Source organism: Lysobacter sp. Soil_N_51 (genome assembly GCF_057655755.1).
Map to the genome: position 1 here is coordinate 417,727 of NZ_JBDGLR010000002.1, position 25,071 is coordinate 442,797.

23 protein-coding genes and 1 pseudogene are annotated in these 25,071 nt (G+C 67.1%); 14 read left to right on the forward strand and 10 right to left on the reverse strand.

Annotated elements, in window-relative coordinates:
* Nucleotides 1-28 precede the first annotated feature (28 nt).
* Nucleotides 29-232: a (2Fe-2S)-binding protein gene (locus tag AC3A4T_RS04775; protein WP_036108858.1), complete on the forward strand. Its 204-nt coding sequence runs from the start codon at nt 29-31 to the stop codon at nt 230-232.
* A 282-nt stretch (nt 233-514) separates the two neighbouring features.
* On the forward strand, nt 515-985 hold the full coding sequence (gene bfr / locus AC3A4T_RS04780) for a bacterioferritin (protein WP_036108857.1): 471 nt from the start codon (nt 515-517) through the stop codon (nt 983-985).
* Between the two features lie 482 nt (nt 986-1,467).
* On the opposite strand, the gene AC3A4T_RS04785 is transcribed toward bfr, so the two are convergent.
* A complete protein-coding gene (locus AC3A4T_RS04785; RefSeq protein WP_487674338.1) occupies nt 1,468-2,058 on the reverse strand; it encodes a DUF4126 domain-containing protein in 591 nt (196 codons plus the stop codon).
* A 70-nt stretch (nt 2,059-2,128) separates the two neighbouring features.
* Here AC3A4T_RS04785 and AC3A4T_RS04790 point away from each other — a divergent pair, with 70 nt between their 5' ends.
* From AC3A4T_RS04790 to nudC, 5 genes are read left to right on the forward strand one after another with little or no spacing between them, the layout of a single operon-like run.
* Nucleotides 2,129-2,863: a DUF6776 family protein gene (locus AC3A4T_RS04790; RefSeq protein WP_487674339.1), complete on the forward strand. Its 735-nt coding sequence runs from the start codon at nt 2,129-2,131 to the stop codon at nt 2,861-2,863.
* A 35-nt stretch (nt 2,864-2,898) separates the two neighbouring features.
* Entirely contained in the window at nt 2,899-3,294 is a 396-nt protein-coding gene (locus AC3A4T_RS04795; protein ID WP_096418144.1) for a bactofilin family protein, read from the forward strand.
* A gap of 31 nt (nt 3,295-3,325) precedes the next feature.
* Nucleotides 3,326-4,129 (forward strand): DUF6776 family protein, encoded by an 804-nt coding sequence (locus AC3A4T_RS04800; protein ID WP_487674340.1) that lies wholly within the window; start codon nt 3,326-3,328, stop codon nt 4,127-4,129.
* Between the two features lie 57 nt (nt 4,130-4,186).
* Nucleotides 4,187-4,561 (forward strand): iron-sulfur cluster insertion protein ErpA, encoded by a 375-nt coding sequence (gene erpA / locus AC3A4T_RS04805; RefSeq protein WP_487674341.1) that lies wholly within the window; start codon nt 4,187-4,189, stop codon nt 4,559-4,561.
* A complete protein-coding gene (gene nudC / locus AC3A4T_RS04810; RefSeq protein ID WP_487674342.1) occupies nt 4,558-5,526 on the forward strand; it encodes an NAD(+) diphosphatase in 969 nt (322 codons plus the stop codon). Before erpA ends, nudC begins: the two co-directional genes overlap by 4 nt.
* Nucleotides 5,527-5,679: 153 nt before the next feature.
* On the opposite strand, the pseudogene AC3A4T_RS04815 reads toward nudC, so the two are convergent.
* Nucleotides 5,680-5,826: pseudogene (locus tag AC3A4T_RS04815) on the reverse strand (hypothetical protein); the annotation flags it as partial.
* A gap of 201 nt (nt 5,827-6,027) precedes the next feature.
* On the opposite strand from AC3A4T_RS04815, the gene ampE reads away from it, so the two are divergent.
* The 4 genes from ampE (at nt 6,028) to AC3A4T_RS04835 (ending at nt 12,028) form a co-directional block, all read left to right on the forward strand.
* Nucleotides 6,028-6,954, forward strand: coding sequence for a regulatory signaling modulator protein AmpE (gene ampE / locus AC3A4T_RS04820; RefSeq protein WP_487674343.1), 927 nt, complete (start codon nt 6,028-6,030; stop codon nt 6,952-6,954).
* 409 nt (nt 6,955-7,363) lie between these two features.
* Nucleotides 7,364-8,077 (forward strand): RNA polymerase sigma factor, encoded by a 714-nt coding sequence (locus AC3A4T_RS04825; protein WP_487674344.1) that lies wholly within the window; start codon nt 7,364-7,366, stop codon nt 8,075-8,077.
* Complete coding sequence (locus tag AC3A4T_RS04830; RefSeq protein ID WP_487674345.1) at nt 8,074-9,081, forward strand: FecR family protein; 1,008 nt, start codon at nt 8,074-8,076, stop codon at nt 9,079-9,081. The genes AC3A4T_RS04825 and AC3A4T_RS04830 overlap by 4 nt, the downstream gene beginning before the upstream one ends.
* Before the next feature lie 94 nt (nt 9,082-9,175).
* Nucleotides 9,176-12,028, forward strand: a complete 2,853-nt coding sequence (locus tag AC3A4T_RS04835; protein ID WP_487674346.1) for a TonB-dependent receptor domain-containing protein — start codon at nt 9,176-9,178, stop codon at nt 12,026-12,028.
* Nucleotides 12,029-12,093: 65 nt separating this feature from the next.
* Here the strand turns inward: AC3A4T_RS04835 and AC3A4T_RS04840 are convergent, their stop codons facing one another.
* The 5 genes from AC3A4T_RS04840 to AC3A4T_RS04860 all read right to left on the reverse strand — a co-directional run bounded on the left by AC3A4T_RS04840 (nt 12,094) and on the right by AC3A4T_RS04860 (nt 16,704).
* Nucleotides 12,094-12,519 (reverse strand): DUF2752 domain-containing protein, encoded by a 426-nt coding sequence (locus AC3A4T_RS04840; protein WP_487674347.1) that lies wholly within the window; start codon nt 12,517-12,519, stop codon nt 12,094-12,096.
* A 23-nt stretch (nt 12,520-12,542) separates the two neighbouring features.
* Nucleotides 12,543-12,878, reverse strand: a complete 336-nt coding sequence (locus tag AC3A4T_RS04845) for a CD225/dispanin family protein (RefSeq protein WP_487674348.1) — start codon at nt 12,876-12,878, stop codon at nt 12,543-12,545.
* 207 nt (nt 12,879-13,085) lie between these two features.
* On the reverse strand, nt 13,086-14,984 hold the full coding sequence (locus AC3A4T_RS04850) for an MFS transporter (protein WP_487674349.1): 1,899 nt from the start codon (nt 14,982-14,984) through the stop codon (nt 13,086-13,088).
* A 470-nt stretch (nt 14,985-15,454) separates the two neighbouring features.
* Complete coding sequence (locus AC3A4T_RS04855) at nt 15,455-16,069, reverse strand: mechanosensitive ion channel domain-containing protein (protein WP_487674350.1); 615 nt, start codon at nt 16,067-16,069, stop codon at nt 15,455-15,457.
* A 263-nt stretch (nt 16,070-16,332) separates the two neighbouring features.
* Entirely contained in the window at nt 16,333-16,704 is a 372-nt protein-coding gene (locus AC3A4T_RS04860; protein WP_487674351.1) for a hypothetical protein, read from the reverse strand.
* A 231-nt stretch (nt 16,705-16,935) separates the two neighbouring features.
* On the opposite strand from AC3A4T_RS04860, the gene AC3A4T_RS04865 reads away from it, so the two are divergent.
* Together AC3A4T_RS04865 and AC3A4T_RS04870 are read left to right on the forward strand one after the other, a co-directional pair.
* The gene (locus AC3A4T_RS04865) at nt 16,936-17,217 is read left to right on the forward strand and encodes a hypothetical protein (RefSeq protein WP_487674352.1); all 282 of its coding nucleotides are present in this window, start codon (nt 16,936-16,938) and stop codon (nt 17,215-17,217) included.
* A 555-nt stretch (nt 17,218-17,772) separates the two neighbouring features.
* On the forward strand, nt 17,773-19,275 hold the full coding sequence (locus AC3A4T_RS04870; protein WP_487674353.1) for an FAD-dependent monooxygenase: 1,503 nt from the start codon (nt 17,773-17,775) through the stop codon (nt 19,273-19,275).
* Nucleotides 19,276-19,455: 180 nt separating this feature from the next.
* Here the strand turns inward: AC3A4T_RS04870 and purD are convergent, their stop codons facing one another.
* Complete coding sequence (gene purD, locus AC3A4T_RS04875) at nt 19,456-20,757, reverse strand: phosphoribosylamine--glycine ligase (protein WP_487674354.1); 1,302 nt, start codon at nt 20,755-20,757, stop codon at nt 19,456-19,458.
* A 132-nt stretch (nt 20,758-20,889) separates the two neighbouring features.
* Between purD and AC3A4T_RS04880 the strand changes: the two genes are divergently transcribed.
* The gene (locus tag AC3A4T_RS04880; RefSeq protein ID WP_487674355.1) at nt 20,890-22,347 is read left to right on the forward strand and encodes an alanine/glycine:cation symporter family protein; all 1,458 of its coding nucleotides are present in this window, start codon (nt 20,890-20,892) and stop codon (nt 22,345-22,347) included.
* A 139-nt stretch (nt 22,348-22,486) separates the two neighbouring features.
* On the opposite strand, the gene AC3A4T_RS04885 is transcribed toward AC3A4T_RS04880, so the two are convergent.
* Together AC3A4T_RS04885 and purH are read right to left on the reverse strand one after the other, a co-directional pair.
* A complete protein-coding gene (locus AC3A4T_RS04885; protein ID WP_487674356.1) occupies nt 22,487-23,266 on the reverse strand; it encodes a hypothetical protein in 780 nt (259 codons plus the stop codon).
* Between the two features lie 58 nt (nt 23,267-23,324).
* Complete coding sequence (gene purH, locus AC3A4T_RS04890) at nt 23,325-24,911, reverse strand: bifunctional phosphoribosylaminoimidazolecarboxamide formyltransferase/IMP cyclohydrolase (RefSeq protein WP_487674357.1); 1,587 nt, start codon at nt 24,909-24,911, stop codon at nt 23,325-23,327.
* Nucleotides 24,912-25,071: the final 160 nt, after the last annotated feature.

Sequence of the window (25,071 nt, forward strand, 5' to 3'; positions counted from 1 at the left end):
GTTGGCTGCATGACCGAAGACCTGCGCCGTGTACGTCTGCATCTGCAACGGAGTCACCGACCGCGATATCCGCCAGGCCGCCGAAGCCGGTTGCCGCAGCGTGCCCGAGCTGACCATGCGCACCGGTGCCGGCGCCAATTGCGGTAGCTGCCTGGAACTGGCCAGCTCGCTGCTGGAGCAGGCGCGCAACGTGCGCGAGCTGCCGTTGAACGTGCTGCAACAGGCCGCCTGAGCCGTCGCAGCGTTGTGTGATTCGGGCTTGGTCCGACTTCGAATTCCCCTTTGATCTTTTGCCGCGGCCGTCACGCTGCGGCTTGGCCTTGTCTTTCGGGCCGACTCGACGCGCTATCGCGTCATCCACGTTACTTTCCGGAACGCCGCGCGCCGGTTGCGAGTGGCGCCATGGCGGCCGCAACGACACTGATTCTCGGCTCCCGTTGCGCACGATTCGCGTTTCGTCATGGCTCGGGGGAAACCGTTAGAGTGCCGCCCATTGCAACGTCGGAGCACGGCCATGAAAGGCGACCCCAAGGTCATCGAATACCTCAACAAGGCGCTCTTCAATGAGCTGACCGCGATCAACCAGTACTTCCTGCACGCCAAGATGCTGAAGAACTGGGGCCTGAAGGAACTGGCCGAGCACGAGTACCACGAGTCGATCGACGAGATGAAGCATGCCGACAAGTTGTCGGACCGCATCCTGTTCCTCGACGGCCTGCCGAACTTCCAGGCCCTGGGCAAGCTGCGCATCGGCGAAAACCCGCGCGAGCTGCTGGCCTGCGATCTGGCGCTGGAGCTCGAGGCGATCCCGCTGCTGCGCGAGGCGATCAAGTACTGCGAAACCGTCAGCGACTACGTCAGCCGCAAGCTGTTCGCCGACATCCTCGATTCCGAAGAAGAGCATGTCGACTGGATCGAAACCCAGTTGGCGTTGATCGAGCGTCTGGGCGAGCAGAATTATTTGCTGACCAAGATCGAGGAGTGAGTGGAGAGGAGTGAGGAACGAGTGGGCTCTATGCCCGCGCTTGCACGATTTCGGTTCTAGCCAGCCAGCGACGTAGATGACGTAGCCAGCCAGCCAAGATCGTGATTTGCCGAGCGCGAGTCGGGTCTCGTTTTTTGCTTCCGCACTTGCTGTGAAAAAACAAAAAAAGCCGCGGGCGATGAGCTTGCGGCTTTTTTGCTGCTGCGATAAGCGTGGGTGCTTGAGGATTCGTCGATGATCTGAGCGAACAGCGTCGGGGCTGAAGCCCCTCTTACAAAAGACCTCGCCGCAACGAAGAACCTTTGTCGCAACGAAGATTCGTGCTTGAAGTCTTTTGTGGGCGGGGCTTCAGCCCCGACGCGCTCCTTCAGCTCGCAGCTCAGCAGCGCCCAACCGCCGCGATCCGCCAACGAGTCGCCGCTTCTCGCTCCTACTTACTTCTCACTCCTGCGCACTCACTCCTGCGCAACCACTTCCCGCCCTCACCCCGAAGCCGCAGCCCCCACCTTCGGCCTGCGCCGGAACAGCTTGCGCCACAGCCACCACAACGCCATCGCGATCACCACGCTGATCAGCAGCGCGATGCCGAACACTACCCACGGGTAGGCGAACACCAGCGACAGGCCGCCGAGCACGGCGACGTCTTCGGTTACCGAGGCGGTCCAGTTGCTGACCGGTTCGGGCGAGGTGTTGAGCACGGCGCGCGTGCCGGACTTCAGCAGGTGACTCGTGAGCGCCACGCCGGCGCCGGTGGCGAGCGCGCCGGCACCGAGCTGGCCGTCGGGCGACATCGCCGCGGCCGCGAGAAAGGCGCCCACCGGCACCCGCAGCAACGTGTGCAGCAGGTCCCAGCCCGAATCCACGCCGGGGATCTTGTCGGCGAAGAATTCGCCCACGGTCAGCAAACCGCACACGCCGAGCACCCACGGCGACTGGGTCGCCTGCAGCGCGGTCGGCAGCTCCAGCCAGCCCAGCGCGCCGGCGATGCCGACCCCGAACACGGTCAGATAGACCCGGACCCCCGACAGCCAGGCGAGAACTACGCCAACTGCGAACAGGTGCGCATCGGACATCGTGGCTTTCCCGTTAAGATTTAGGGTTGAGTATAGGTAAAGCCGGCGGTGTGAGCCGTCGTTGTCGAGTATGGCCAAAACCCCGCCGCCGCGTTTCGTCATCGTCCAGCAGCAGCCGGACAAGCGCCCTTATATCTGGACCGCCGTCGGCGTGGCGTGGGCGTTGTCGCTGATCGTGGCGTGGATGTGGTCGCAGTCGCTGGCCGCGCCCAGGCTGCCCACGCTGACCGCCGAGCTGGAGACCACCAAGCGCGAGCTGCGCGACCGCCAGAACCAGCTCGATCGGCTGGCCCAGCGCGAGGCCACCTTGCAGCGCTCCGACCAGATCAGCCGCGCCGCCAACAAGCAGGTGCAGGGCTCGCTGGCCCAGCGCGAGGAGGAAATCGCCGACCTGCGCGCCGACGTGGCCTTCTACGAACGCCTGGTCGGCGCGACCGCGCCGGCCAAGGGGCTCAACGTGCACTCGGTCGAGTTCACGCCCGAAGCCGGCGGCACCTGGCATTACCAGATCGTCCTGACCCAGAATCTCAACCGCGGAGCGGTCAGCAGCGGGGGGCTGCAGTTCCAGGTCGAAGGCGTGCGCGGCGGCAAGCTGGCCGCGATCGGCTGGGACGAGTTGCACCAGAAGTCCAAGGCGCCCGCCCAGGACTATTCATTCCGCTACTTCCAGCAGGTCGACGGCAGCGTGATGCTGCCGGCCGGGTTCACTCCGCAACGCGTGCGCATCTCGCTGCGCGGGGAGAACGCCTCGATCGATCAGCACTTCGCCTGGAAGAGCGGCGTCACCGTAAACGGGGAAACTTAAACACCATGTTCAAGACCAACAGCAAACCGACCCAAATGCGCGAAGGCCAGGTCGACACCATGATCGGCCCGCAGGTGGTGATCCGCGGCGACCTGCACTTCAGCGGCGGGCTGTATATCGAAGGCCGCATCGTCGGCAAGCTGGTGGCCCTGGACGGTCAGCCGGCCAGCCTGACCCTGGCCGAGAACGGCAGCATCGAGGGCGAGGTGCGCGCGCCGGTGGTGATCATCAACGGCGAACTGACCGGCGATGTGTATTCCAGCGAGCGGGTGGAACTCGCGGCCAAGGCGCGGGTCCAGGGTAATGTGCATTACCGGGTGGTCGAGATGACGGCCGGTTCCCAGCTCACAGGCCGTCTGATTCATGCAGAGTCCGCCGCTGCGTTGCCGGCGCCTGAAGCCCTGATTACCGCTGACGCCCTGATGGATTGAGGGCGAACGCCCCAGCCCCCAGACGGTGCGGATGAGCGAAGAATCTTCCCAATCCGCGCCGACTTCCGCCGAGCCGGCGACCTCCGGCCCGGCGGCGCCCGCGGACCAGCCCGCATCCGCCGGCGATGGCCGCCACCCGTGGCGGATTCCGGCCGCCGTGCTGCTGACCGCGGCTCTGGCCTTCGGTGCCTGGGGCCTGTGGCGCGGCATTACCCAGCCCGAACAAGCCCCGCCGCCGATCGTCGACGGCGCAGCGTTGAGCCCGCGGCAGATGCAGGCCGAACTCGAGCAATTGCGCCAGCGGGTGACCACCCTGGGCCGGTCCGACGCGATCAGCCGCCAGGCCAACCGCGACCTGCAAAGCGCGCTGGCCGAACGCGACGAGGAAATCGCCGGCCTGCGCGCCGACGTGGCCTTCTACGAGCGCCTGGTCGGCGCCACCGGCCAACGCCGCGGCCTGACCGTCCACGCGCTGAAGATGCAGCCGCAGGACGGCGCGCCCTCGGCCTGGCACTTCACCACCACCCTGACTCAGAACCTCAACCGCGGCGCGGTCAGCGCCGGCCGGCTGACCCTGTCGCTGGAAGGCACCCGCGCCGGCAAACTGGAAAAACTGGCCTGGGCCGACCTGCGCCAGCAGCCCGCCGCGCCCGGCACGGCGTATTCGTTCAAATACTTCGAGCAGATCGAAGGCGACGTGTTCGTGCCGCAGGGCCTGACCCCGGTGCGGGTCACGGTGCGGCTGACTCCGCAATCGGGGCCGGCGGTCGAGCAATCCTTCAGCTGGGCCGACGCCACCCGCGACACCGCGGCCGCCGGCAACCCCGGCAGCTGATCGCAGTGTTCGCCTGGCGCGCTTGAATGCGAGGGCCGCGGCCCTCATCCTTTCGGCATGGAAATCACCACTCTCACCGCGGTGCCTGGCTACCAGTCGCTGGATCGGCCGTTGCAGTTCAGTTCCTCGGCCGCCGGCAAGGTGCGCGAGTTGATCGCCGAAGAGGGCAACGACGCGCTCAAGCTGCGGGTCTACATTCAGGGCGGGGGCTGCTCGGGCTTCCAGTACGGGTTCGAATTCGACGAACAGCAGGGCGAGGACGATCTCGCGGTGCAGACCGACGGGGTGACCTTGCTGGTCGATCCGCTCAGCCTGCAGTACCTGATGGGCGCGGAAGTCGACTACACCGAGAGCCTGCACGGTTCGCAGTTCGTGATCCGCAATCCGAACGCGAAGACCACCTGCGGCTGCGGCTCCTCGTTCGGCGTGTGAGTACGGCCCCAGCTTTCGCGTTCGTCGAAGCCGATTCGGCCTGGCGCGCGGCGCTGGACCGCGCCGATCATCTGCGCGACCGACCCGAAGCCCTGGCGGCGCTGTGGCCACGGGCGCGGGTAATCGTGCTCGATGCCTCCGGTCAGGCCTATGCCGACGACGACGACAATCTGCTCGCGCCCTTGGGTCATGAGCTGACCGACGGCCCGGGCGGCACCGGCGCCTCGATTTTTCTGGGACTGGCGGCGGACGGGCAGGCGTGGTTCGCGATCGAATCCGAGTTGGTCGCGTTCCAGGCGCCGCGCCGGGTCGATCTGCGTCGCGCCGCCGCGCATTGGTCCTTGCTCGACGCCAGCGTGTTCGCCCAGGCCCGCGCGCTGCAGCACTGGCGCGGCCGGCATCGTTATTGCGGCGTGTGCGGCGGCGAAATCGCCTTCGCCCGCGCCGGCTGGACCGGCCGTTGCGGCCAGTGCGGCACCGAACATTACCCACGCACCGACCCGGCGGTGATCGTCGCGGTCAGCGACGGCGAACGCCTGTTGCTCGGTCGCCAGGCCGGCTGGCCGGCGCAGCGTTATTCGGTGATCGCCGGCTTCGTCGAGCCCGGCGAATCGCTGGAGCAGACCGTGGCCCGCGAAGTGCTGGAGGAAACCGGCGTGCGCGTGCGCAGCTGCCAATACCTGGGCTCGCAACCGTGGCCGTTCCCGAGCGCGCTGATGCTCGGTTTCGCCGCCCTGGCCGAACCCGATGCGCCGCAGGTCAGTGACGAACTGGAAGAAGCGCGCTGGTTCACGCTCGAGGAGATCCGCGCCGCGGCGGCGCGCGGCGAACGCAAGGCGGCCGCGCCGTCGGCCGAAGCCGCCGCGGGCGATGACGACGGCCCGCTGCTGTCGCCCAGCATCTCGATTTCGCGCTGGCTGATCGAGCATTGGCGCGTGGCCGCCGAGGAACGCGCGGGGCGTTGAAGTACGCGAGGGTGGCGAGGACGACGAGAGATCGAGTCCGATGCCGCTGCGGACGGTGCTGAGCTCGTTGTGTTTCGTGATCGGTCGATCTCGTTGATTCCAACCGTCCTGATTCCAGGCTTTCTGCGTTAGCCCGAGGTCTTTTGTGGGAGGGGCTTCAGCCCCGATGCTGTTCGATCCGATGTCGGTGTTCGCTGCGGAAGGGTTTGTCGCGGTCTGAACAGAAAGCGTCGGGGCTGAAGCCCCTCCCACAAAAGACCTCGGAACAGCGTGGGCAAACCTCAAAAGCAGGGCCGCCACAGGCCAAGGCCTCCCGTGGGGCTTCGCAGCGAGCCGAACTCACAGCAAACGGGCTTCACCGCAAGTCGTACCGCACCGCAAGACCGCGGCTTGGTTTCTCGTCGAGTCGCCACAGGCCCGCGACCGCGCCTGCACGCGGTCGCGCTAGAATCGCGAGAGTTTGATGCTTGCCTTCTTCGCCTCGCCAGGAGCGTCGCCCCGATGTCCGTCACGCTGATCGCCGCCGTCGTCGCACTCGTGCTCGGCCATCTCGCGCAGTCGCTGGCCGCGTCGGTGCGTCACTACGGCTGGTACAGCGACTGGCTGCGCTGGATCGACAGCCGCTTTCCCGAAGGCAGCTTCTGGCGCGGCCGCTGGGGCCTGCTGATCGCGCTGGTGCCGCCGCTGCTCGCGGTCGGGCTGTTCCAACTGGCGCTGGACGAACCCCTGATCGGGCTCGGCGGCCTGGTGTTCGGCATCTTCATCCTGTTCTACGCCTGGGGTCCGCGCGACCTGGATCTCGACGTCGAGGCGCTGGCCTCGGCGCGCGATCCCGCCTCGCGGCGCGAGGCCGCGGCCAAGCTGTGGCCCGAAGGCGCCACGCCGTTGCTCGACGGTGGCTCGCTGGTCGAAGCGGTGTTCCGCAGTGCGCTGCGGCGCTGGTTCGGGGTGCTGTTCTGGTTTCTGCTGCTCGGGCCGATCGGCGCGCTCGGCTATCGCCTGGTCGCGCTGGCCGCCGAGGGCGAGGCTTCGCGCCACCTGCCCGGCGAGACCCGGGCCGGCGCGCACACGCTGCTGGCCCTGCTGGACTGGCCGGTCGCGCAGCTGCTGACTCTGGCGCTGGCCCTGGTCGGCAATTTCGACACCGTGCTCGGCGCCTGGCGCGAGGCCGGCGGCACCCGCTTCAACCTCGACAACCGCTTCCTCGGCGCGGTCGGGCGCGCCAGCGTCAAGTGCGAATTGGCCGAAGAAGCCGCCGACTACAACGACGAATCCGGGGTCGCCGCGCCGGCCCTGTCCGGCCCGGGCACCGCCCTGGTCGCGGCCGAAGTGCCGGAACTGCGCGATGCGATGAGCCTGGTCTGGCGCAGCCTGCTGGTATGGCTGGCGGTGCTGGCGCTGTTCGTGATCGCCGGCTTCGTCGCTTGACCCGCCGCGGCGCCCGCGCCGGGTTCGCGACCCCGAACTGAGACCGCCTGGGCGGAAACCCGACGCCGCCGCATGGGTGGGGTAGGGAGGCTGCGCACGACCTGCGTTTGTAGGGACAGGTTCCGCGCAATCCGCGAGCCGCGCGACTCCGTCCGTCCCCGGCCACCCCGGCGTCGAACGGTTGTCCTGTCGCAGGGGGTTGGACAGGGCCCGCGCGCCGCGGATGTGCCGGAACCGGTTCGCACGCTCGCGCGTGCGTTCGCGTCACAGCAGCCAGAAAGCGGCAATCGCGACGAAAGAAGCGCCGGTTACGCATGCACGGGAGTCCAGCGGCCAAGAACTGAGCCCCGTGCATCGCGTAAGCGGTCGCCTCGCGTCCATGCGCCATCACGCTTGCGGAGGATTCGATTTGGGCAATCGCTTCACGTCTGTGATCCATGCCAGTTTTGCGCCGGCAATTGCCACGCATGACGGCCTTGGCTTCGTTCAATCCCCGGCGCCGGCTGGGCTAGTATCGAAGCAGGTAACCGCAACGTGGGCGAAAGTGGACGTAGGCCAGGAAACTTCAGCGGCGAATCAGCCCGCGGCGACGCGCGAGGGCGACGATCATTTCGTCGTGTTCCTGCGCGAGCACCGCGAGCCGTTGATCGCGTTTCTGCGCAAGTCCGCGGCCTCGCACGAGGACGCGCAGGACATCGCCCAGGAAACGATGATGCGCATGCTGCGTTATCGCGATCAGCCGGCCGATGCCTTGAAGATCCTGATGTACCGCATCGCGATCAACGCGCTCAACGATCGCGGCCGGCGTCAGAAGACCCGCCACGCGCCCGAGCACGTGAGTCTGGATGAGGACTATCACGCGTTGCCTTCGCACGAACCGGCGCACGATCAACGCGTGGCCACCGAGCAGGAGTTGGCGCTGGTGCGCGCGGCGATCATGCAATTGCCCACGCGCAGCCGGCAGATTTATTTGCTCAATCGCATCAATGGAATGAGTTACACGCAAATCGCTCGCCACTGCGGTATTTCTGTAAAGGCAGTGGAGAAGAATATCGGCCGGGCGCTCGCGCTGTTGCGCGTGCGTATGAAGGAAAGCGGCTACGAGAGCTTGCAAGAATCATGAAGACCACACTGCTCACATCCACGGCCGACCATTCCGCCGACTCCGACGACGACCGCGCGAGCGCGTGGGTCGCGCTGCTGGATTCGCCCGAATGCACGTCGCACGATCGCGCCGAGTTCGATCGTTGGCTCGACGAATCGCCGCGCCACGTCCTGGCCTATGTCGAGGCCGAGCGCGCGCATCAGGCGGCCGCGCAACTGAAGAACGACGAACTGCTGCAGGCCGCCGCGCGCATCGCCTGGCGCGCGACCGGTCGCGACAACTCACGCTCGCGCTGGTGGGTGCCGACCACGCTGGTCGCCTCGCTGCTGGTCGCGACCGTGGTCGGGGTCAACTGGTTGCGCGCGCCGGGCGAGCCCATCGTCCAGCACTACGCCACCGCGATCGGCGAGCAGCGTTCGCTGCGTCTGGCCGACGGCACCCAGGTCATGCTCGACACCGACTCGGCGATCGTCGCGCGCTTCGACGACGACCATCGCGAGATCGAACTCGATCGCGGCCGGGTCCAGTTCCAGGTCGCCGCCGACGCGGCGCGTCCGTTCTCGGTCAAGGCCGGCGACGGCGTGATCCGCGACATCGGCACCACCTTCCAGGTCAGCAAGCACGCCGACTCGATCAACGTCGGCCTGATCGAAGGTTCGGTGATCGTGTCCAGCGGCGTGGCCCAGGTCGGCAGCACGCTCAACCCCGGCCAGCAGATCAGCTACGACGGCAGCGGGCGCATGACCCCGGCCGAGCCGCTCGATCTCAACGTCGCCCAGGCCTGGCCGACCGGCGACCTGGTGTTCAAGAACAGTCGCCTGGACACCCTGCTCACCGAGATGAACCGTTACTCGTCGACCAAGCTGTTGCTGGCCGAACCGGCGCTGGGCGAGATCACCATCAGCGGCGTGTTTCACATCGGCGATCAGGCGTCCTTGCTCAAGGCGCTCGAACAGGGTTGGTCGTTGCGCGCCGAGCAGGGCCAGGGCGGTGAAATCGTGCTCCATCGCAAGTCGGGCTGAGTCCCCTGGCCGCCACGGCGATGCTATGGTTGGACCGCGCCTGCACACAGGGGGCGTATGGGTTCAGCAGTAGCCTGATCGATGCGGTTGGTGGATGGCCAAGATTTCCTATGCGTTCATCGTTTCCGTCGCGCTGACGTTTGCGTCCGAAGCCGGGGCCTTCCCGGCCGCTGCGGACGATTTTCCAGCCGATGGCTACAACATTCCGGCCGGCGCGCTCGATGACGCGCTGAACGAGTTCGCGCGTCGGCATCATCTGCAGATCTCCTATTCCCCGGCCCTGGTGGCGCGTCGGCGCAGCAGCGGCCTGCGCGGCGCCGGCTCGGTCCGCGAGGGCCTGGCCCGCCTGCTGGAGGGCACCGGCCTCACCGCGGTAGCCGTAAAGCCCAATGTTTACTTGCTACAGGCCTCGCCGCGCCCGGCCCGGCCTTTGCCCGCGCCGGTGCCGGCAGCCAAGCCGATGGCCACCGCCAAGCCGCCGGTGCCGACCGAATTGGACACGGTTCATGTGACCGGAACGCGCATCGGACGTGCCGATTTCGAAAGTTCACTGCCGCTGACCCTGATCACCAACGAACAGATCCGCGCCAGCGGCCACCAGACCCTGTTCGACCTGCTGCGGCTGATGCCTGGCATGACCGGCCACCATCCGCGCAACGTCGCCACCGAGGGCGGCGCGACCCAGGTGCCGTCCGCGGCCGCGGCCTCGGCCAGTCTGTATTCGCTGGGGCCGCGCGCGACCTTGTTCCTGGTCGACGGTCGGCGCATGGCCAACTACGGCCTGGTCTCCACCGACATGGGCGCGCTGACCGACCTCAACGGCATTCCGCTGAGCATGGTCGACCATATCGAAATCGCCCACGGCGGCGCCTCGGCGATCTACGGCGCCGACGCCATGGCCGGCGTGGTCAACATCATCCTCAAGAAGGATTACCGCGGCGCCGAAGTCGGCGGCAGCTTCGGCGTGTCGCAGCGCGGCGACGCCGAGCAGACGCGCGCCTACGCCAGCTTCGGCGAACGCACGCCCGGCGACGGCAGCATCTTCGTCAGCGTCGATCACTACACCCGCAATCCGCTGATCGGCAGCCAGCGCCGCTGGAGCACGCTCGACCAGCGCTTCGACGGCCAGCGCGACCTGCGCGTGCCGTCGGGCTTCACCTTCGGCAACTTCGTCGTGGCGCCGGCGCCCGGTTGCGAGGGCGACGAAGCGGTCGCGGACAGCGCCGCCTGCACCCTCGACATTCCGCGCTACGTGAGCCTGCAGCCGGGCATCACCAGCAACGCGTTCTACACCCACTTCCGCCAGCCGCTCGGCGACAACGCCGAGTTCTACGCCGACCTGCGCGCGACCCGGGTCAGCCTGGAGATGCAGAACGCGCCGTTTTACGCCTCGGTGCAACTGCCCGAGGGGCATCCGGATTCGTTCAAGCCGTTTCCGGCCCTGCGCCTGAACTACTGGTTTTCCGAATTGGGTCCGGTGCGCAACCGCAGCGTCACCACCACCCGCGACTACACCGCCGGCATCAAGGGCTATCGCGGCAAGTGGGAGTGGGACGTCAGCCTGTCGCGCCGGCGCAACAAGGTGGTCAACCGCATCGACGGATTGATCGACGAGCCGGCGTTGTTCGGCACCGAGTCCGAACCCGCGGTCAGTACCTTCCGTTTCAGCAAGGCCGAGGAAAACCCGACCGAGGTGCTCGAGGCGATCTCGCCGCGCACCACCATGGGCGGCGAAGTGGTGCTCGACACCGTCTCGGGCAGCATCGAGGGGCCGCTGTTCGCGTTGCCCGCGGGCGACGTCAAGGTCGCCGCCGGCTTCGAGGCGCGGCGCGAGCGCGTGCGCAACCGGCCCGACGACGCTTTCATCAAGGGCAAGATCGCATTGGCCCAGGAAGCCGACTCGCGCGACGCCAGCCGCAACACCTCGGCGATCTACGCCGAGTTCAACGCGCCGCTGCACGAGAAGCTGTGGGTCAACGCGGCCTGGCGCGTGGACCGCGATGCCGGCTACGGCAACCAGATCTCGCCGATGTTCGGCGTGCGCTGGCAGCCGCTGCGTTCGCTGGCCTTGCGCGGTTCCTTCGGCGAGGGCTACCGCGCGCCGACCCTGGCCGAGCTGCGCCGTCCGCTGGTGGTCGACAACCAGGCGTTCGTGCGCTCCGACGCCACCACCCAACCGTGCCTGATCGACTACGGCGATTACTGCCAGGTCGTGCAGCGCGCGGTGATCAATCCCGACCTGCGTCCGGAAACCTCGACCAGCCGCAGCCTGGGCCTGATCTGGACGCCGAACGAAGACTTCACCGCCACCGTCAACCGCTATCGCATCCGTCGCAACAACGAGATCCTGGCGATCGACGCCGCATCGCGCCCCGACCTGTTTCCGAAGGCGTTGATCCGCGACGCCGACGGCTATCTGGACACAGTCGAGACCTACCTCGACAACGTCGGCAGCACCGAAGTGCGCGGCTGGGAAATCGACGCCGAATACCGCCACCAGACCCGGCGCTGGGGCAGCGTGTCGTTCCGCATCAACGGCCACTACATGGACCACCTGCTGCGCCGGTTGCATCCGAAGGAACGCGAGTACGACTTCTCCGGCTACGGCACGCCCAACAACACCGTGCTGGGCAGCGTGCGCTGGAGCTATCGCGACTGGATCGCCACGCTCAACCTGCGCTACATGGGCCACGCCACGGTCGGCATCCAGCCGGGCCAGGACTGCGTGCTGCTGGGCGAGCCCGCGCGTTGCCGCACGCCGAGCGCGACCCTGGTCGGGTTCGATCTCGCCTACGGCGGGTTCGACAAGTGGCTGATCGGTTTGAACGTCAGCAATCTCAACGATCGCCGGCCGGTCAATTACGACTACAGCTTCGGCGGCTACAGCATCGTCGACGACGATCCGGTCGGCCGCTATTACCTGGTCAGCGCGGTGTACCGCTTCTGAGATCGCGGCGTGGCCGCAACGGCGCGCAATGGGCCCGCAATCGGCCGACGCGAGCGATCAGGCGCTCAGCCCGGCGCGAGCCACGAGAACGGCGGCCACGGCAGATTGCGCAGCACCCAGAACGCGCCGAGCGCGATCAGCCAGACCTTGCCGTCGACCATCGCGGCGACCGCGCGTCGCGGCAGCGGCAGCCGATAGCCCAGGCCGTGCAGCACGATCAGCGGCAAGGTCAGCATCGCCACTGGCAGCAATGCATTCATCGCCAGCATCTGGGCGATATCGCCATGCACCAGCGCGTGCAGCGCGCGGGTCATGCCGCAACCCGGGCAATACAGACCGGTGAAGCTGTGAAACACGCACGCCGGCAACGGACTGCCGGCGGCGTTGGGATCGAAACGGCGCAGCACCCACACGCCGGCCGCCGCCGCCGCGAGCGCGGCGGTGGCGGTCGCCGCGAGGGCGAGATGGCGCGGGTGGGCGCTGTGCTGCACGTTGCGGGTCCCGATGCGGGCGCTTAGCGCGACTGCGCCTGCTGCAACTGCTGCAGGAAGTCTTCCGACATGAACGACATGCCGTTGATGAAGAACGACGCGATGTTCAACAGCAGGCTGACCGCGACCAGGGCGGTGCCGACCCAGCACCAGATCTTCGCGTTCTCCGAAGCCTTGCGCGCGCCGGCATCGTCGCCGGCATTGAACTTGGTGTTGACCTGGTTGCCGAACACGATCGCGACGATGCCCGGCGCGGCGCCGATCAGGCAGCAGAAACAGGCGCCGAGCACGGTGATGGTGATCGACCAGGCCAGGTAGGTGGGATACGGCGAAGCCGCGGTGGTGATGGGCTGATTCATGGTGTCCTTCCCCAAGACAAACGTCGGCCGCCGACGCGGCGACCGTTCGCGGGCATCCTAGCAGCGCGTCGCGACGACGGCACGTCGCGGCGACGGCCCAGGGCATGCCGATTGCGGCCGATTACGCCCGGCCGTGGCCGGATTATGGGGGCCCGCGGCGAGCGGCGACGGTGCGCGGCGTCACCGGCACGGCGCCTCGCGCGGCGATCAGGGCCGATCGCCGCGCAGCGCGCGGACCTGCGCTTCCAGCGATTGCGCAGTGACGCCGGCGGCGTCCTGCGGCGGATCGGCGACGACCTCGATCGCCGCGCGGAACCGGCGCGGCACCCGCATGCGATCCAGCCGGCCGCCCTCGGCGCGATTGCTGCGGCGGCTCCACATGCTGGCCCACATGCCGCGCAGCGCCATCGGGATCACCGGCACCGGATTTTTCTCCAGCACCCGCTCGACCCCGGATTTGAACGGCGCGATCTCGCCGTCCTTGGTCAGCGCGCCCTCGGGAAAGATGCCGACCAACTGGCCGTCGGCGAGCGCGGCCTCGATTTCCTCGAACGCGCGCCGCATCACCTCGGGGTCTTCCTTGGCCCCCGCGATCGGGATCGCCTTGGCGGTGCGGAAGATCCAGCTCATCACCGGGATGTTGAAGATCTTGTAATACATCACGAAGCGCACCGGCCGCGGGATGCTCGCGCTGAGGATCAGCGCGTCCATGTAGCTGACGTGATTGCACACCACCAGCGCCGCGCCTTCGTCGGGGATCTTCTCGACCCCGGATACGCGCAACCGATACAGGGTGCGCACCAGCACCCAGCTCAGGAAGCGCATCAGGAACTCGGGCACGATCGTGAAGATGTAGATCGCGACCAACGCGTTGGCGATCGCCAATGCCAGAAACACCTGCGGGATGGTCCAGTGCAGGAAGCGCTGCACGACCACGCCGAGCACCGCCGCCGACACGATGAAGGCCGCGTTCTGGATGTTCATGCCGGCGATCACGCGCGACAGCTGGTTCTTCGGCGAGCGGTTCTGGATCAGCGCGAACAGCGGCACCACGAAGAAACCGGCGAACAGGCCGATCCCGACCAGATCGATCATGATCCGCCACGAACCGGCGCCGCGCACGAACGCGGCCACGTCCAGCCCGGTCGCGGTGGCCGCGCCGGTGCGGGCGAAATACAGGTCGATCATGAAGGCGCTGATGCCGAACGCGCCCAGCGGCACCAAGCCGATTTCGACCGTGCGCGCCGACAGTCGCTCGCACAGCATCGAGCCCACGCCGGTGCCGATCGAGAACAGCGCCAGGGCGAAGATGTACAAGGTCGGATCGCCGCCGAGATTGGTCAGCGCATAGCCCGGCAACTGCGAAGTCAGCACCGTGCCGACGAACCAGAACCACGACACGCCCAGCACCGAATTGCGCACCGCCGGTTGCCGGCGGGTCATGCGCATGATCTTCACCGACTCGGGAATCGGGTTCCACTGGATCTTCAGGCACGGCTCGCCGGCGTCGGCGCGCGGGATCATCCGGCTGACCAGGTTGCCGGTCACCGCCAACACGATGATCGCGGTCGCCGCGACCACCGGGCCGTGGGTGCCGGCGAGGGTGAAGATCAGGCCGCCGAAGATCATGCCGGTGAGGATCGCGATCGAGGTGCCCATCTCGACCAGGCCGTTGCCGCCGGTGAGTTCCTCGGGCTTGAGCACCGACGGCAGGATCGAATACTTGACCGGCCCGAACAAGGTCGACTGCAGGCCGGTGCCGAACAGCGCGATCAGCAGGATCGTCATGTTCTGGGTGACGAAGCCGACCGCGGCCAGCGACATGATCGCGATCTCCATCGAGGTCGTGATCCGGATCAGCTTGTGCTTTTCCAGCTTCTCGGCGATCTGCCCGGCGGTGGCCGAGAACAGGAAGTACGGCAGGATGAACAAGGCCGGCGCGAGGTTGGTGTAGAGCGTGCGCTGCGCGTCGTCGACGCCGAGATAGAACAGCAGGCCGATGATCGCCTGCCGGTAGACGTTGTCGTTGAAGGCGCCGAAAGCCTGGGTCAGGAAGAACGGCAGGAACCGCCGTTGGGTGAGCAACGCGAACTGGTTGTGCGCCATGCCGTCCTGCTTGTCGGTTCGTGTCCGCGCGTGGATGCGCGGCTCGGGCGAAGGATTCGCGTGGGGAGCCTAACAAAAGCCGACTGGCCGGGTGTAGCGGCATCAGCGAGGTAGCGCAAAAGTAGCCCCGGCAATGCACGCCCCTAGACCACCCGCTCCCGCCAAACCCGCGAACCCATCCAACCGCCGCCACCCGTCTTTGCCTTTAGCCTTTGTTTTTGCTTTTCCCTCCTTTGCAAAAGGGGGGGCAGGGGGGATTCGCTTTTGCCCTGTTGCTTCACCTGGCCGGCTCTCAATCGCAACCTGAGCACCTATCCCCAAACCGCCGCATCCGCCCTAGCCGCCACCCCAGACGGACACGCCGCATTAGCCGCACCTCTAAAAGCCTTCTCCCGCTCGCAGCGACCGCGGCAGGCGCAGGCCGAACGATTCGGGGCGTGAGCCGCGCTCGCAGCCTGACGTCCCGCCCCTCAACGCACCGCCGGCTCCTGCCAATCCGCCCCATGCGGCCCGTCCGCGGCCTTCTCCCGCGCCACCCGGCTCCACTCCGGCTCCTCGCGCCAGCGCCGCGTGCTGCGCTGGAAGAACTGGCTGTTGGGCACCTGCAGCACCGTGTCCTCGCCGCTGGCGTGGCTTTCCTGCAGCGTGGTGAAGATGAAATTGATATCGACCACCCGCCCGCGCAGCCCCGGTTTGTCGCCGCCCTCCAGCACCTCGATGTAGTCGTACAGCCGGAACGGCCGCGTGGTCAGAATCAACAACGCGCAGAAGATATTCGACAGCACGCTCCACGCCGCGAAGAACGCCACCGCGCCGACCGCGACGAACCCGGTCAAGGTGGTCCACACCACCGATCCCTCAATCCCCAACCGATTGAGCAACAACAGCAAGGCAGCGATATAGATCAGCGTGTTCAACACTCGCCGCACCCCGATCGCGAACGCCGGCGCCAGGTCGTACTGGTTCGACAGCCGCCGCAGCAGATGTCGCAGCAGCGTGGTCAGCAGCCACGCCCCGGCCAGAATGGCCAGCGCTTCACCGAGTTTCGCGGCGATGTAGGCGGCCTGGGCGATGGTGGGGGACATGGCGGGTTCGGCCTTTGCTTGCGGATATGGCCGGGCAGTGTACGAAGGCGGTGGTTAGCGCGCCGTGCCTGAGTGGGCAGCAGCCTGATGAGGACGCGTTTCCACCCGGCCGCGCCAAGCTGGTCGACAAGGCGGTGCCGGCGGCCTGTCGGTCGCTCGGTCGTTTATCCTGGACCCGGCGAGCTGTCGGCAACGCCATGCGGATGCGGGTTCACTGCCTGGATGAAGCCAGCGGGCGCCATGACGCGAGCCGTGCCGGAGGGCTATTGATCGATGCGTTGATAAGCATCCAGGATCGCGTCCCTGAAGTCCGCGGGCAAGGCGTCGTAATCCTGGGCGCGGTCGGCCAACTTTTCGTCCACGGCGGTGTAAGTGTCGAACCCTGAAGCCACAGCGCGCAGCACCAGCAAGGTGCAGGCGGTGAATTCCCGCTCGTGCCCCGGTGTCAATGCCTGCGCGCACAACTCGATGACCTCGTACGGATACCAATGCTGTCCCGCCGTCAGCACACCGTGTTGTGCGTCGATAAGCTGCCTCAAAGCGTCGCGATGCCGCTCGACGTCGGTGCCGTAGTCGCTTTCGGCAATGAACGTGAGTTCGGCGTGGGTGAGTGATTTCAAGAGTTCGTCGAGCATGCTTGCGGACGCGTGTGTCTAAGGTAAGCCGAACCGGCGCGGCAATATGCGGGCGATCCGGCGAGCTGGAACGGTTCGACGCGGATTCTGGCATGAGTCCGGGCTTTCATTTCGCAATGTCGGCGTCGGGTGAAAATTCGCTGCTGTCGCTTGCGGTCGGCGCAGGATGTTTCGCGTACAGCCAGCTTTGCCTCGATACCCTGGGCCCAACCTTGCGAACAGGAGGTCGGTATGTCTGCGGATACCAAGACACCGTTAGATCATGTCAACGCGACGCTCAATCAGCTCAAGGAAATGCGGCACTACTCCAAGAACTATGTACAGCAGTTGACCGCGCAGTGGCTGTTGTTCGACGGGGAACTGTCGAAGTTGAAGCAGGCCGAGCGGATCGAGGAATTGATGACGCGCCAGGGCGAGTTGTACGACGCGCTGGAGGCGGAGATCGCTGAGTTGGAGGAGGTGGCGGTTTCGTTGCGGCCGGTGGATGAGGACGCGACGGGTACGGTGCATTAGTCCTTCCGCTTCGTTGTGTGAGTGGTGAGGCGGCTCCTGCGAATAGAAATGACGACGGCCGGAAGAGCGTGAGCTCTTCCGGCCGTTTTGATTTGGGTCAGGCGGGTGGCTGAGATTCGGATTTTTTGGTTTGCAGACGGCAAGCTCGCGTATCGGCCGAGATCGGCGCGGCGCTAGCCGCTATGGGCGACTGCATTCATAAGTAATGGGAGTTCACCCGGGGCGAGTGAGCCGCTGTCTGCGGCGCTGTATGGCTGGACGTAAGCCTGTTGATCGGGCTGAGCGAACCGAGACGAAAAACATCGGTCTCTGCCCCTGCCAACATCTTACTCCCCCGGGGCTTGCGGCAAGCCCCGGCGCGTGGTGCTCAATCGCACACCTGACTTGGCCGGTGGATCGGGAGGGTGCGATGAGCAGGTGGTCGTTGAGGTGCGGAGCGCGCGGCTGTGTTGACGTCGCGGCGTGGGTTTGGATGCGGTCGCGGGCGCTCGCTGTCGCGATGCGCGAGGCGCGGGCGGCGAGCGCCGCGATGAGCATGGCGATGGGGGCGTGGCGATGAACGAGCATGCGGTGGTGATCGTGGGCGGTGGCCCGACCGGGTTGATGCTGGCGGGCGAGTTGGCGCTCGCGGGTGTGGATGTCGCGGTGGTCGAGCGGCGCGCCACGCAGGAACTGGCCGGTTCGCGCGCGGGCGGGCTGCATGCGCGCACGCTGGAGATATTCGATCAACGCGGCATCGTCGATCGGTTTCTCGCCGAGGGACAGAAGGCGCAGGTCGCGGGGTTCGCCGGGGTCAAGTTGGACATCAGCGCGTTTCCGACCCGGCACAATTACGGGCTCGGGCTGTGGCAGAACCATATCGAACGCATTCTCGCCGGCTGGGTCGGCGAATTGCCGGTGACGTTCTATCGCGAACGCGAGGTGCTGGGGTTCGCGCAGGACGACAGCGGGGTCGACATCGTCCTGTCCGACGGCAAGTCGCTGCGTTCGCAGTACATGATCGGTTGCGATGGCGGACGCAGCCGCGTGCGCAAGATCGCCGGTATCGATTTTCCCGGTTGGGATCCGACGATGAGTAGTCTGATCGCCGAGGTCGAGATGACCCGGACGCCGGAATTGGGCGTGCATCGCACGGACGTGGGCGTGCATGCGTTTGGGCGGACCGAATACGAGATCCGCGACGGGCAGGTGATCTACAAGGACGAGGGGCCGATCAAGGTGATGGTCACCGAGGCGGGCGTCGCGACGACGAACGATGAGCCCACCTTGGACGATCTCAGCCGGGCGTTGATCGCTGCGTGCGGCACCGACTACGGCGTGCACAGTCCCATCTGGATTTCGCGCTTCACCGACGTGAGCCGGCAGGCAGCGACGTATCGCAGCGGACGCGTGCTGCTGGCCGGCGACGCCGCGCATGTGCATGCGCCCGACGGTGGGCACGGTTTGCAGACCGGCGTGCAGGATGCGATGAATCTGGGCTGGAAACTGGCCCAGGTGATCAAGGGAATATCGCCGGACAATCTGCTCGACAGTTATCACGCCGAGCGTCATCCGGTCGCGGCGCGCGTGCTGCGCAATACGATGGCCTCGACTGCGTTGCGGCCGGCGGATGCGCGCACGACGGCGTTGCGCGACACGGTGGCCGAGCTGCTCGGCATGGACGAGCCGTACCAGCGATTCGCCGCGATGATGACGGGGCTGGATATTCGCTACGACTTCGGCGAGGGCCATCCCTTGCTTGGGCGGCGCATGCCGGATCTCGATCTGGTGACCGCCGAGGGGCCGTTGCGCGTCTACTGCTTGCTGCATGGTGCGCGGCCGGTGCTGATCAACTTCGGCGAAGTCGGTGGCTTCGATAGTTCGGCTTGGGCCGATCGCGTGCAGGCGATCGATGCCGGGTACGCGGGGGTTTGGGAGTTGCCCGCGCTTGGGGTGGTCGCCGCGCCTGTGGCGGTGCTGGTTCGGCCGGACGGGTATGTGGCCTGGGTGGGCGAGGGAGGTTGGCAGGGGTTAGCGGATGCGCTGACTGTCTGGTTCGGGTCGCCTGCGGCGGTGTAAGGCGGCGAGTCGTCGCGGATGACGATACCGACTGTAGGAGCGGCGTGAGCCGCGACCGCGACATCACGCATACGTCGTATTTGCGGTATCGCGGTCGCGGCTTGCGCCGCTCCTACAGGGGGAAACGAAACGGCCGGGAGAGCGGGGCTCTTCCGGCCGTTTTTTCGCGATGGGTGAGACTCAGGACTTCGCGGCTTGTTGCTCGCGTTCGATCGCGCGCCAGCCGATGTCGTTGCGATGGAACTCCCCATCCCAGCCGATCTTCGCCAATGCGGCGTAGGCTTCGCGCTGCGCCTGGGCGACGTCGTCGCCGAGCGCGCACACGCACAGCACGCGGCCGCCGGCGGTCAGCACTTCGCCGTTCGGGCCGAGTCGGGTGCCGGCCTGGAAGACTTTGGCGTGCGCGGGTTGCGCCGCGTCCAGGCCGTGGATGACGTCGCCGGCTTTCGGTGTCTCGGGATAATTCGCCGCGGCCATCACCACGCCGAGCGAGGGGCGCGGGTTCCATTGCGCTTGGGTCGTGTCGAGTTTGCCGTCGAGCGCGGCTTCGAGCAGATCGAGCAGGTCCGAGTCCAGGCGCAGCATCACCGGCTGGGTTTCCGGATCGCCGAAGCGCACGTTGAATTCGATGACTTTCGGCGCGCCATGCGCGTCAATCATCAGGCCGGCGTAGAGGAAGCCGGTGAACGGCACGCCGTCGGCGATCATGCCGTCGACGGTCGGCATCACCACTTCGCGCATCACGCGCGCATGCACGTCGGGCGTCACCACCGGCGCGGGCGAGTAGGCGCCCATGCCGCCGGTGTTGGGGCCGGTGTCGCCGTCGAAGACGCGTTTGTGGTCCTGCGAGGTCGCCATCGGCAGCGCGTGCTTGCCGTCGACCATCGAGATGAAGCTGGCTTCTTCGCCGTCGAGGAATTCCTCGATCACCACGCGCGCGCCGGCGGCGCCGAAGGCGTTGCCCGAAAGCATGTCGGTGACCGCGGCTTCGGCTTCTTCCAGGGTCATCGCCACGATCACGCCCTTGCCGGCCGCCAGGCCGTCGGCCTTGACCACGATCGGCGCGCCTTTCTCGCGAACATAGGCGAGCGCGGCGTCGACGTCGGTGTGCACGGCGTAGTACGCGGTCGGGATGCCGTGGCGGGCGAGGAAGTCCTTGGCATAGGCCTTGCTGCCTTCGAGTTGGGCGGCGGCGGCGGTCGGTCCGAAGATGCGCAGGCCCGCGGCGCGGAAGCGGTCGACCACGCCGGCCACCAGCGGCGCTTCGGGGCCGACGACGGTCAGCGCCACGTTTTCGTCGGCGACCAGTTTGAGCAGGCCGTCGATGTCGGTGGCGGCCACGGCGACATTGCGGCAACGGTGTTCGTGCGCGGTGCCGGCGTTGCCGGGCGCGACCAGCACTTCGTCGATGCGCGGCGACTGGGCGAGCTTCCAGGCCAGCGCGTGTTCGCGTCCGCCGGAACCGATGACGAGGACTTTCATGGATGCTCCTGGCCACGCGGGCCGAGATGGCGCGAAAACACGCGAATCGGCGATTTTACGTGAGCCGCCGCCCAGCCGCGAGCCGGCTGCTACCATCGACGACTGTTTTTCGCGACTTTCTGGGGCGACCGCATGCAAGCCTGGCTGGACGGTATCGAGGCGCTGTTGGCGCCGGTCATCGGCGGGATCAACCACGTGCTGTGGGATTACTTCCTGACCTATGGCCTGTTGCTGGTCGGCCTGTACTTCACCGTTCGCCTGCGGCTGCTGCAAGTGCGCCGCTTCCCGCACATGCTGCATGTGATCGGCCGCGGCACCGACGGCGACAGCTCCGGCATCTCGCCGTTCCAGGCGCTGTGCACCTCGCTGGCCTCGCGCGTGGGCACCGGCAACCTGGCCGGCGTGGCGATCGCGCTGAGCCTGGGCGGCCCGGGCGCCTTGTTCTGGATGTGGTGCACGGCTGTGCTGGGCATGGCGACCGCGTATGCGGAAAGCGCGCTGGCGCAGTTGTACAAGGTGCGCGACGACAAGGGCCAGTACCGCGGCGGGCCGTCGTACTACATGACCCGCGGGCTCAAGATGCGGTGGATGGGCGTGGCGTTCGCGCTGTGTCTGTTGCTGACCTACGGCCTGGTGTTCAGCAGCGTGCATGCCAATGCGATGGCGCAATCGCTGCGCAGTGCGTTCGGTTTCAGCCAGTTCCAGATCGCCACCGGCCTGGTGCTGTTGACCGGCGTCATCATCTTCGGCGGCCTGCGCACCATCGCGCGTTTCGCCGAGTGGGTGGTGCCGTTCATGTCGTTGGGCTATCTGGGGCTGGCCGCCTGGGTGGTGCTCACCCATCTGCCGCAGGTGCCGGACGTGTTGACCTTGATCGTGCGCAGCGCGTTCGGGCTCGACGCCGCGGCCGGCGGCGTGCTCGGCGGTCTGGCCGTGGCCATGTTGCAGGGCGTGAAGCGCGGTCTGTATTCGAACGAGGCCGGCATGGGCAGCGCGCCCAATGTCGCCGCGGCGGCCACGCCGGTGCCGCACCATCCGTCGAGCCAGGGCCTGGTGCAGTCGCTGGGCGTGTTCATCGACACCTTGCTGATCTGCAGCGCGACCGGGTTCGTGATCCTGCTGTCGGGCGCGCTCGGCCAGGCCGGCGACGGCGTGCAGATCACCCAGAACGCGATGACGGTGTTCTTCCCGGTGTGGGGCACCTACTTCGTCGCCATCGCGCTGTTCTTCTTCGCCTTCACCACCATCATCGGCAACTACTCGTACGCCGAGAGCAACCTGCTGTATCTCGGCGGCGGGGCGAAGTCGTTGTTCGTGCTGCGGGTGGCGGCCTTGCTGGTCATCGTGTGGGGCGTGTATTCCAAGGTCGAGTTGGTGTGGAACGCGGCCGATGCGGCGATGGCGTTGATGGCCTCGATCAATCTGGTCGCGATCGTGATGTTGTCGGGGGTGGTGGTGAAACTGACCCGCGACTACGACCGTCAGCTGGGCGAGGGCAAGTCGCCGGAGTTCCATATTTCCCTGTACCCGGAGTTGGGCGACGGGGTGGATCATGAGATCTGGAAGGAGCGGGCGAAGCCGGAAGCTTGAGCGGCGCGATCGCGGTGCACGCGCGGATCGCGCCGCGACCGCCGCATCGCGCTTGCTCCGTTGCCGGCGTCGTAGCCGCGGTGTCGCGGTCGCGGTCGCGGCGCGCGCCGCTCCTGCAGGTTGGAACGCGGCGGCGTGGTTACTGGATTCTGGTTTCGACGTCGATCACGCCGTCCTCGCGCATCCGCGCGATCGCCAGATCCGCCAGGCTGTCCCACAACGGCGGCGGCAACCGGTTCTTGCGCAGGTGCCACAGCAAGGCGATGGATTGCGAGCGGCCTTCGCGCCAGGTGAGCGTCGCGCGCCACGAGGGTTGCAGGGTTTTTGGGTCCAGCAGTTCGACCCGGTAATGCTGCTCGCTGACGGTGCGTCCGTCGTACTGCAGGTCCTGCAGCGCGACCCGCAGCACCGGCGCGTTGAATTCGCGCAGGCGGTGCATGGTTTGCGTCTGGTACTGCGCAGCGGCGTTGCGGTCGGCGGCGCGGGTGGTCTGGCCGAAGCGTTCTTCGTCGCTGCGCGCGGCGTATTCGCGGGTGGTGTAACCCAACTGATCGAAACGCCGGGCCAACGCGCGCGCGACCTGCACGGTGTAATCGCGGCGCAGGCCGGCGCCGATTTCCAGCGACACGTCGGGTTCGACCAGCAGCACCGCGAGCGACGAGCCGTCGATGCGGTAATCGCCGAGCGTTTCGCTGTCGACCGCCTGCCGGCGCGTGTACTGCCACGCGCCCCAGATCGCCATCACCACCAGCAACACCGAAAGCACGGTGAGCTTGCGCGCGATCGAACGGCCGAGCTGGCGGCCCAACGACGGCCGGCCGCTCAGGCCTGTCGCAACATCAAGCTCGGCCTTGGGCCCGGAGGTACCTGACTCGGACGCGCCGGGCTTGGTGGGGTCGGAATCAGAAGGATCGGACATAAGCGATCAAGCGCGGCCGCGAGCGCCGAAGCGATCGCGGCCGCGCCAAGCTTCAACCTCAATGACGGAAATGACGCACGCCGGTGAACACCATCGCCAGCCCGTGTTCGTCGGCGGCGGCGATCACTTCGTTGTCGCGCATCGAGCCGCCCGGCTGGATCACCGCCTTGATGCCGGCCGCGGCCGCGGCGTCGATGCCGTCGCGGAACGGGAAGAACGCATCCGAGGCCATCACCGAACCCGGCACGACCAGACCGGCTTCCTCGGCCTTGAGCGCGGCGATCTTGGCGCTGACCACGCGGCTCATCTGACCGGCGCCGATGCCGATGCTGCGGTGATCGCGCGCATAGACGATGGCGTTGGACTTGACGAACTTGGCGATGCGCCAGGCGAACAGCAGGTCGCTGAGCTGCGCGTCGGTCGGGGCGAGCTTGCTGACCACTTTCAACTCATCGCGGCCGACTTCGCGCAGATCCGCGCTTTGTACCAGCAGGCCTGAGCCGATGCGCTTGATGTCCTGCGCATTGCGGCCGTCGCCGTGCGGAATGCGCAGCACGCGCACATTGGCTTTCTTCTTGGCGTAGTCGATCGCCGCGTCGTCGTAGTCCGGCGCGATCAGCACCTCGACGAACTGGCGGTCGAGGATGACCTTGGCGGTGGCCGCGTCGAGCTTGGTGTTGAAGGCGATGATGCCGCCGAACGCCGAGGTCGGATCGGTCGCATACGCCAGTTCGTAGGCGTCGCCGCAGGCCACGCCCTGGGCCACGCCGCAGGGGTTGGCGTGCTTGACGATCACGCAGGCGGGGGTTTCGAACTGGCGCACGCATTCCCAGGCCGCGTCGGCATCGGCGAGGTTGTTGTAGCTCAGCTCCTTGCCCTGCAGCTGGGTGAAGGTGGCCAGGGTGCCGGGCAGCGGGTTGACGTCGCGGTAGAACGCGCCGAGCTGGTGCGGGTTTTCGCCGTAGCGCAGGTCCATGACCTTGACGAAGCTGGCGTTGTGCTGGGCCGGGAACGCCTGCGCACTGCCGTCCTCGGCGATCGCCGAGAGGTGATTGCTGATCGCCGCGTCGTACTGGGCGACGCGGTTGAACGCGGCCACCGACAGGGTGAAGCGGGTCTTGCCGCTGAGCGCGCCGTCGTTGCCGTTCAATTCCTCGATCAGGCCGGCGTACTGGGCCGGATCGGTGGCGACCGCGACCCGGGCGAAGTTCTTCGCCGCCGAGCGCAGCATCGCCGGGCCGCCGATGTCGATGTTCTCGATGATGTCGTCGAAGCTGCTGGCCGGATCGGCCGCGACTTTCTCGAACGGATACAGGTTCAGCACCAGCAGGTCGATCGCGGCGATGCCGTGCTGGGCCATGACCGCGTCGTCGGTGCCGGCGCGGCCGAGCAGGCCGCCGTGGACCAGCGGATGCAGGGTCTTGACCCGGCCGTCCATCATTTCCGGGAAGCCAGTGACCTCGGACACGTCGCGCACGGCCAGGCCGGCGTCGCGGATGGCCTTGGCGGTGCCGCCGGTGGACAGCAGTTCGACCCCGCGCGCGGCCAGGGCCTGGGCGAGTTCGATGAGGCCGGTCTTGTCGGACACGGACAGCAGGGCGCGGCGGATGTGAACCGGCGTGCCGGTCGAGCGATCGGAGGTCATTCGGGGATGGGGGCAGCGGAAGGGCGCGGGAATTATAGCGGGGGTGGGCCGCCGGGCCGGCCCGTTCAGGCCGGATCGCGCTTCTTCGGCCACCCCGGCCCGCGCTGCGCGAGGCCGCCAGCGCCGCGCGCCCGGGGTCGGCACCGCCACGCTGGTCCGG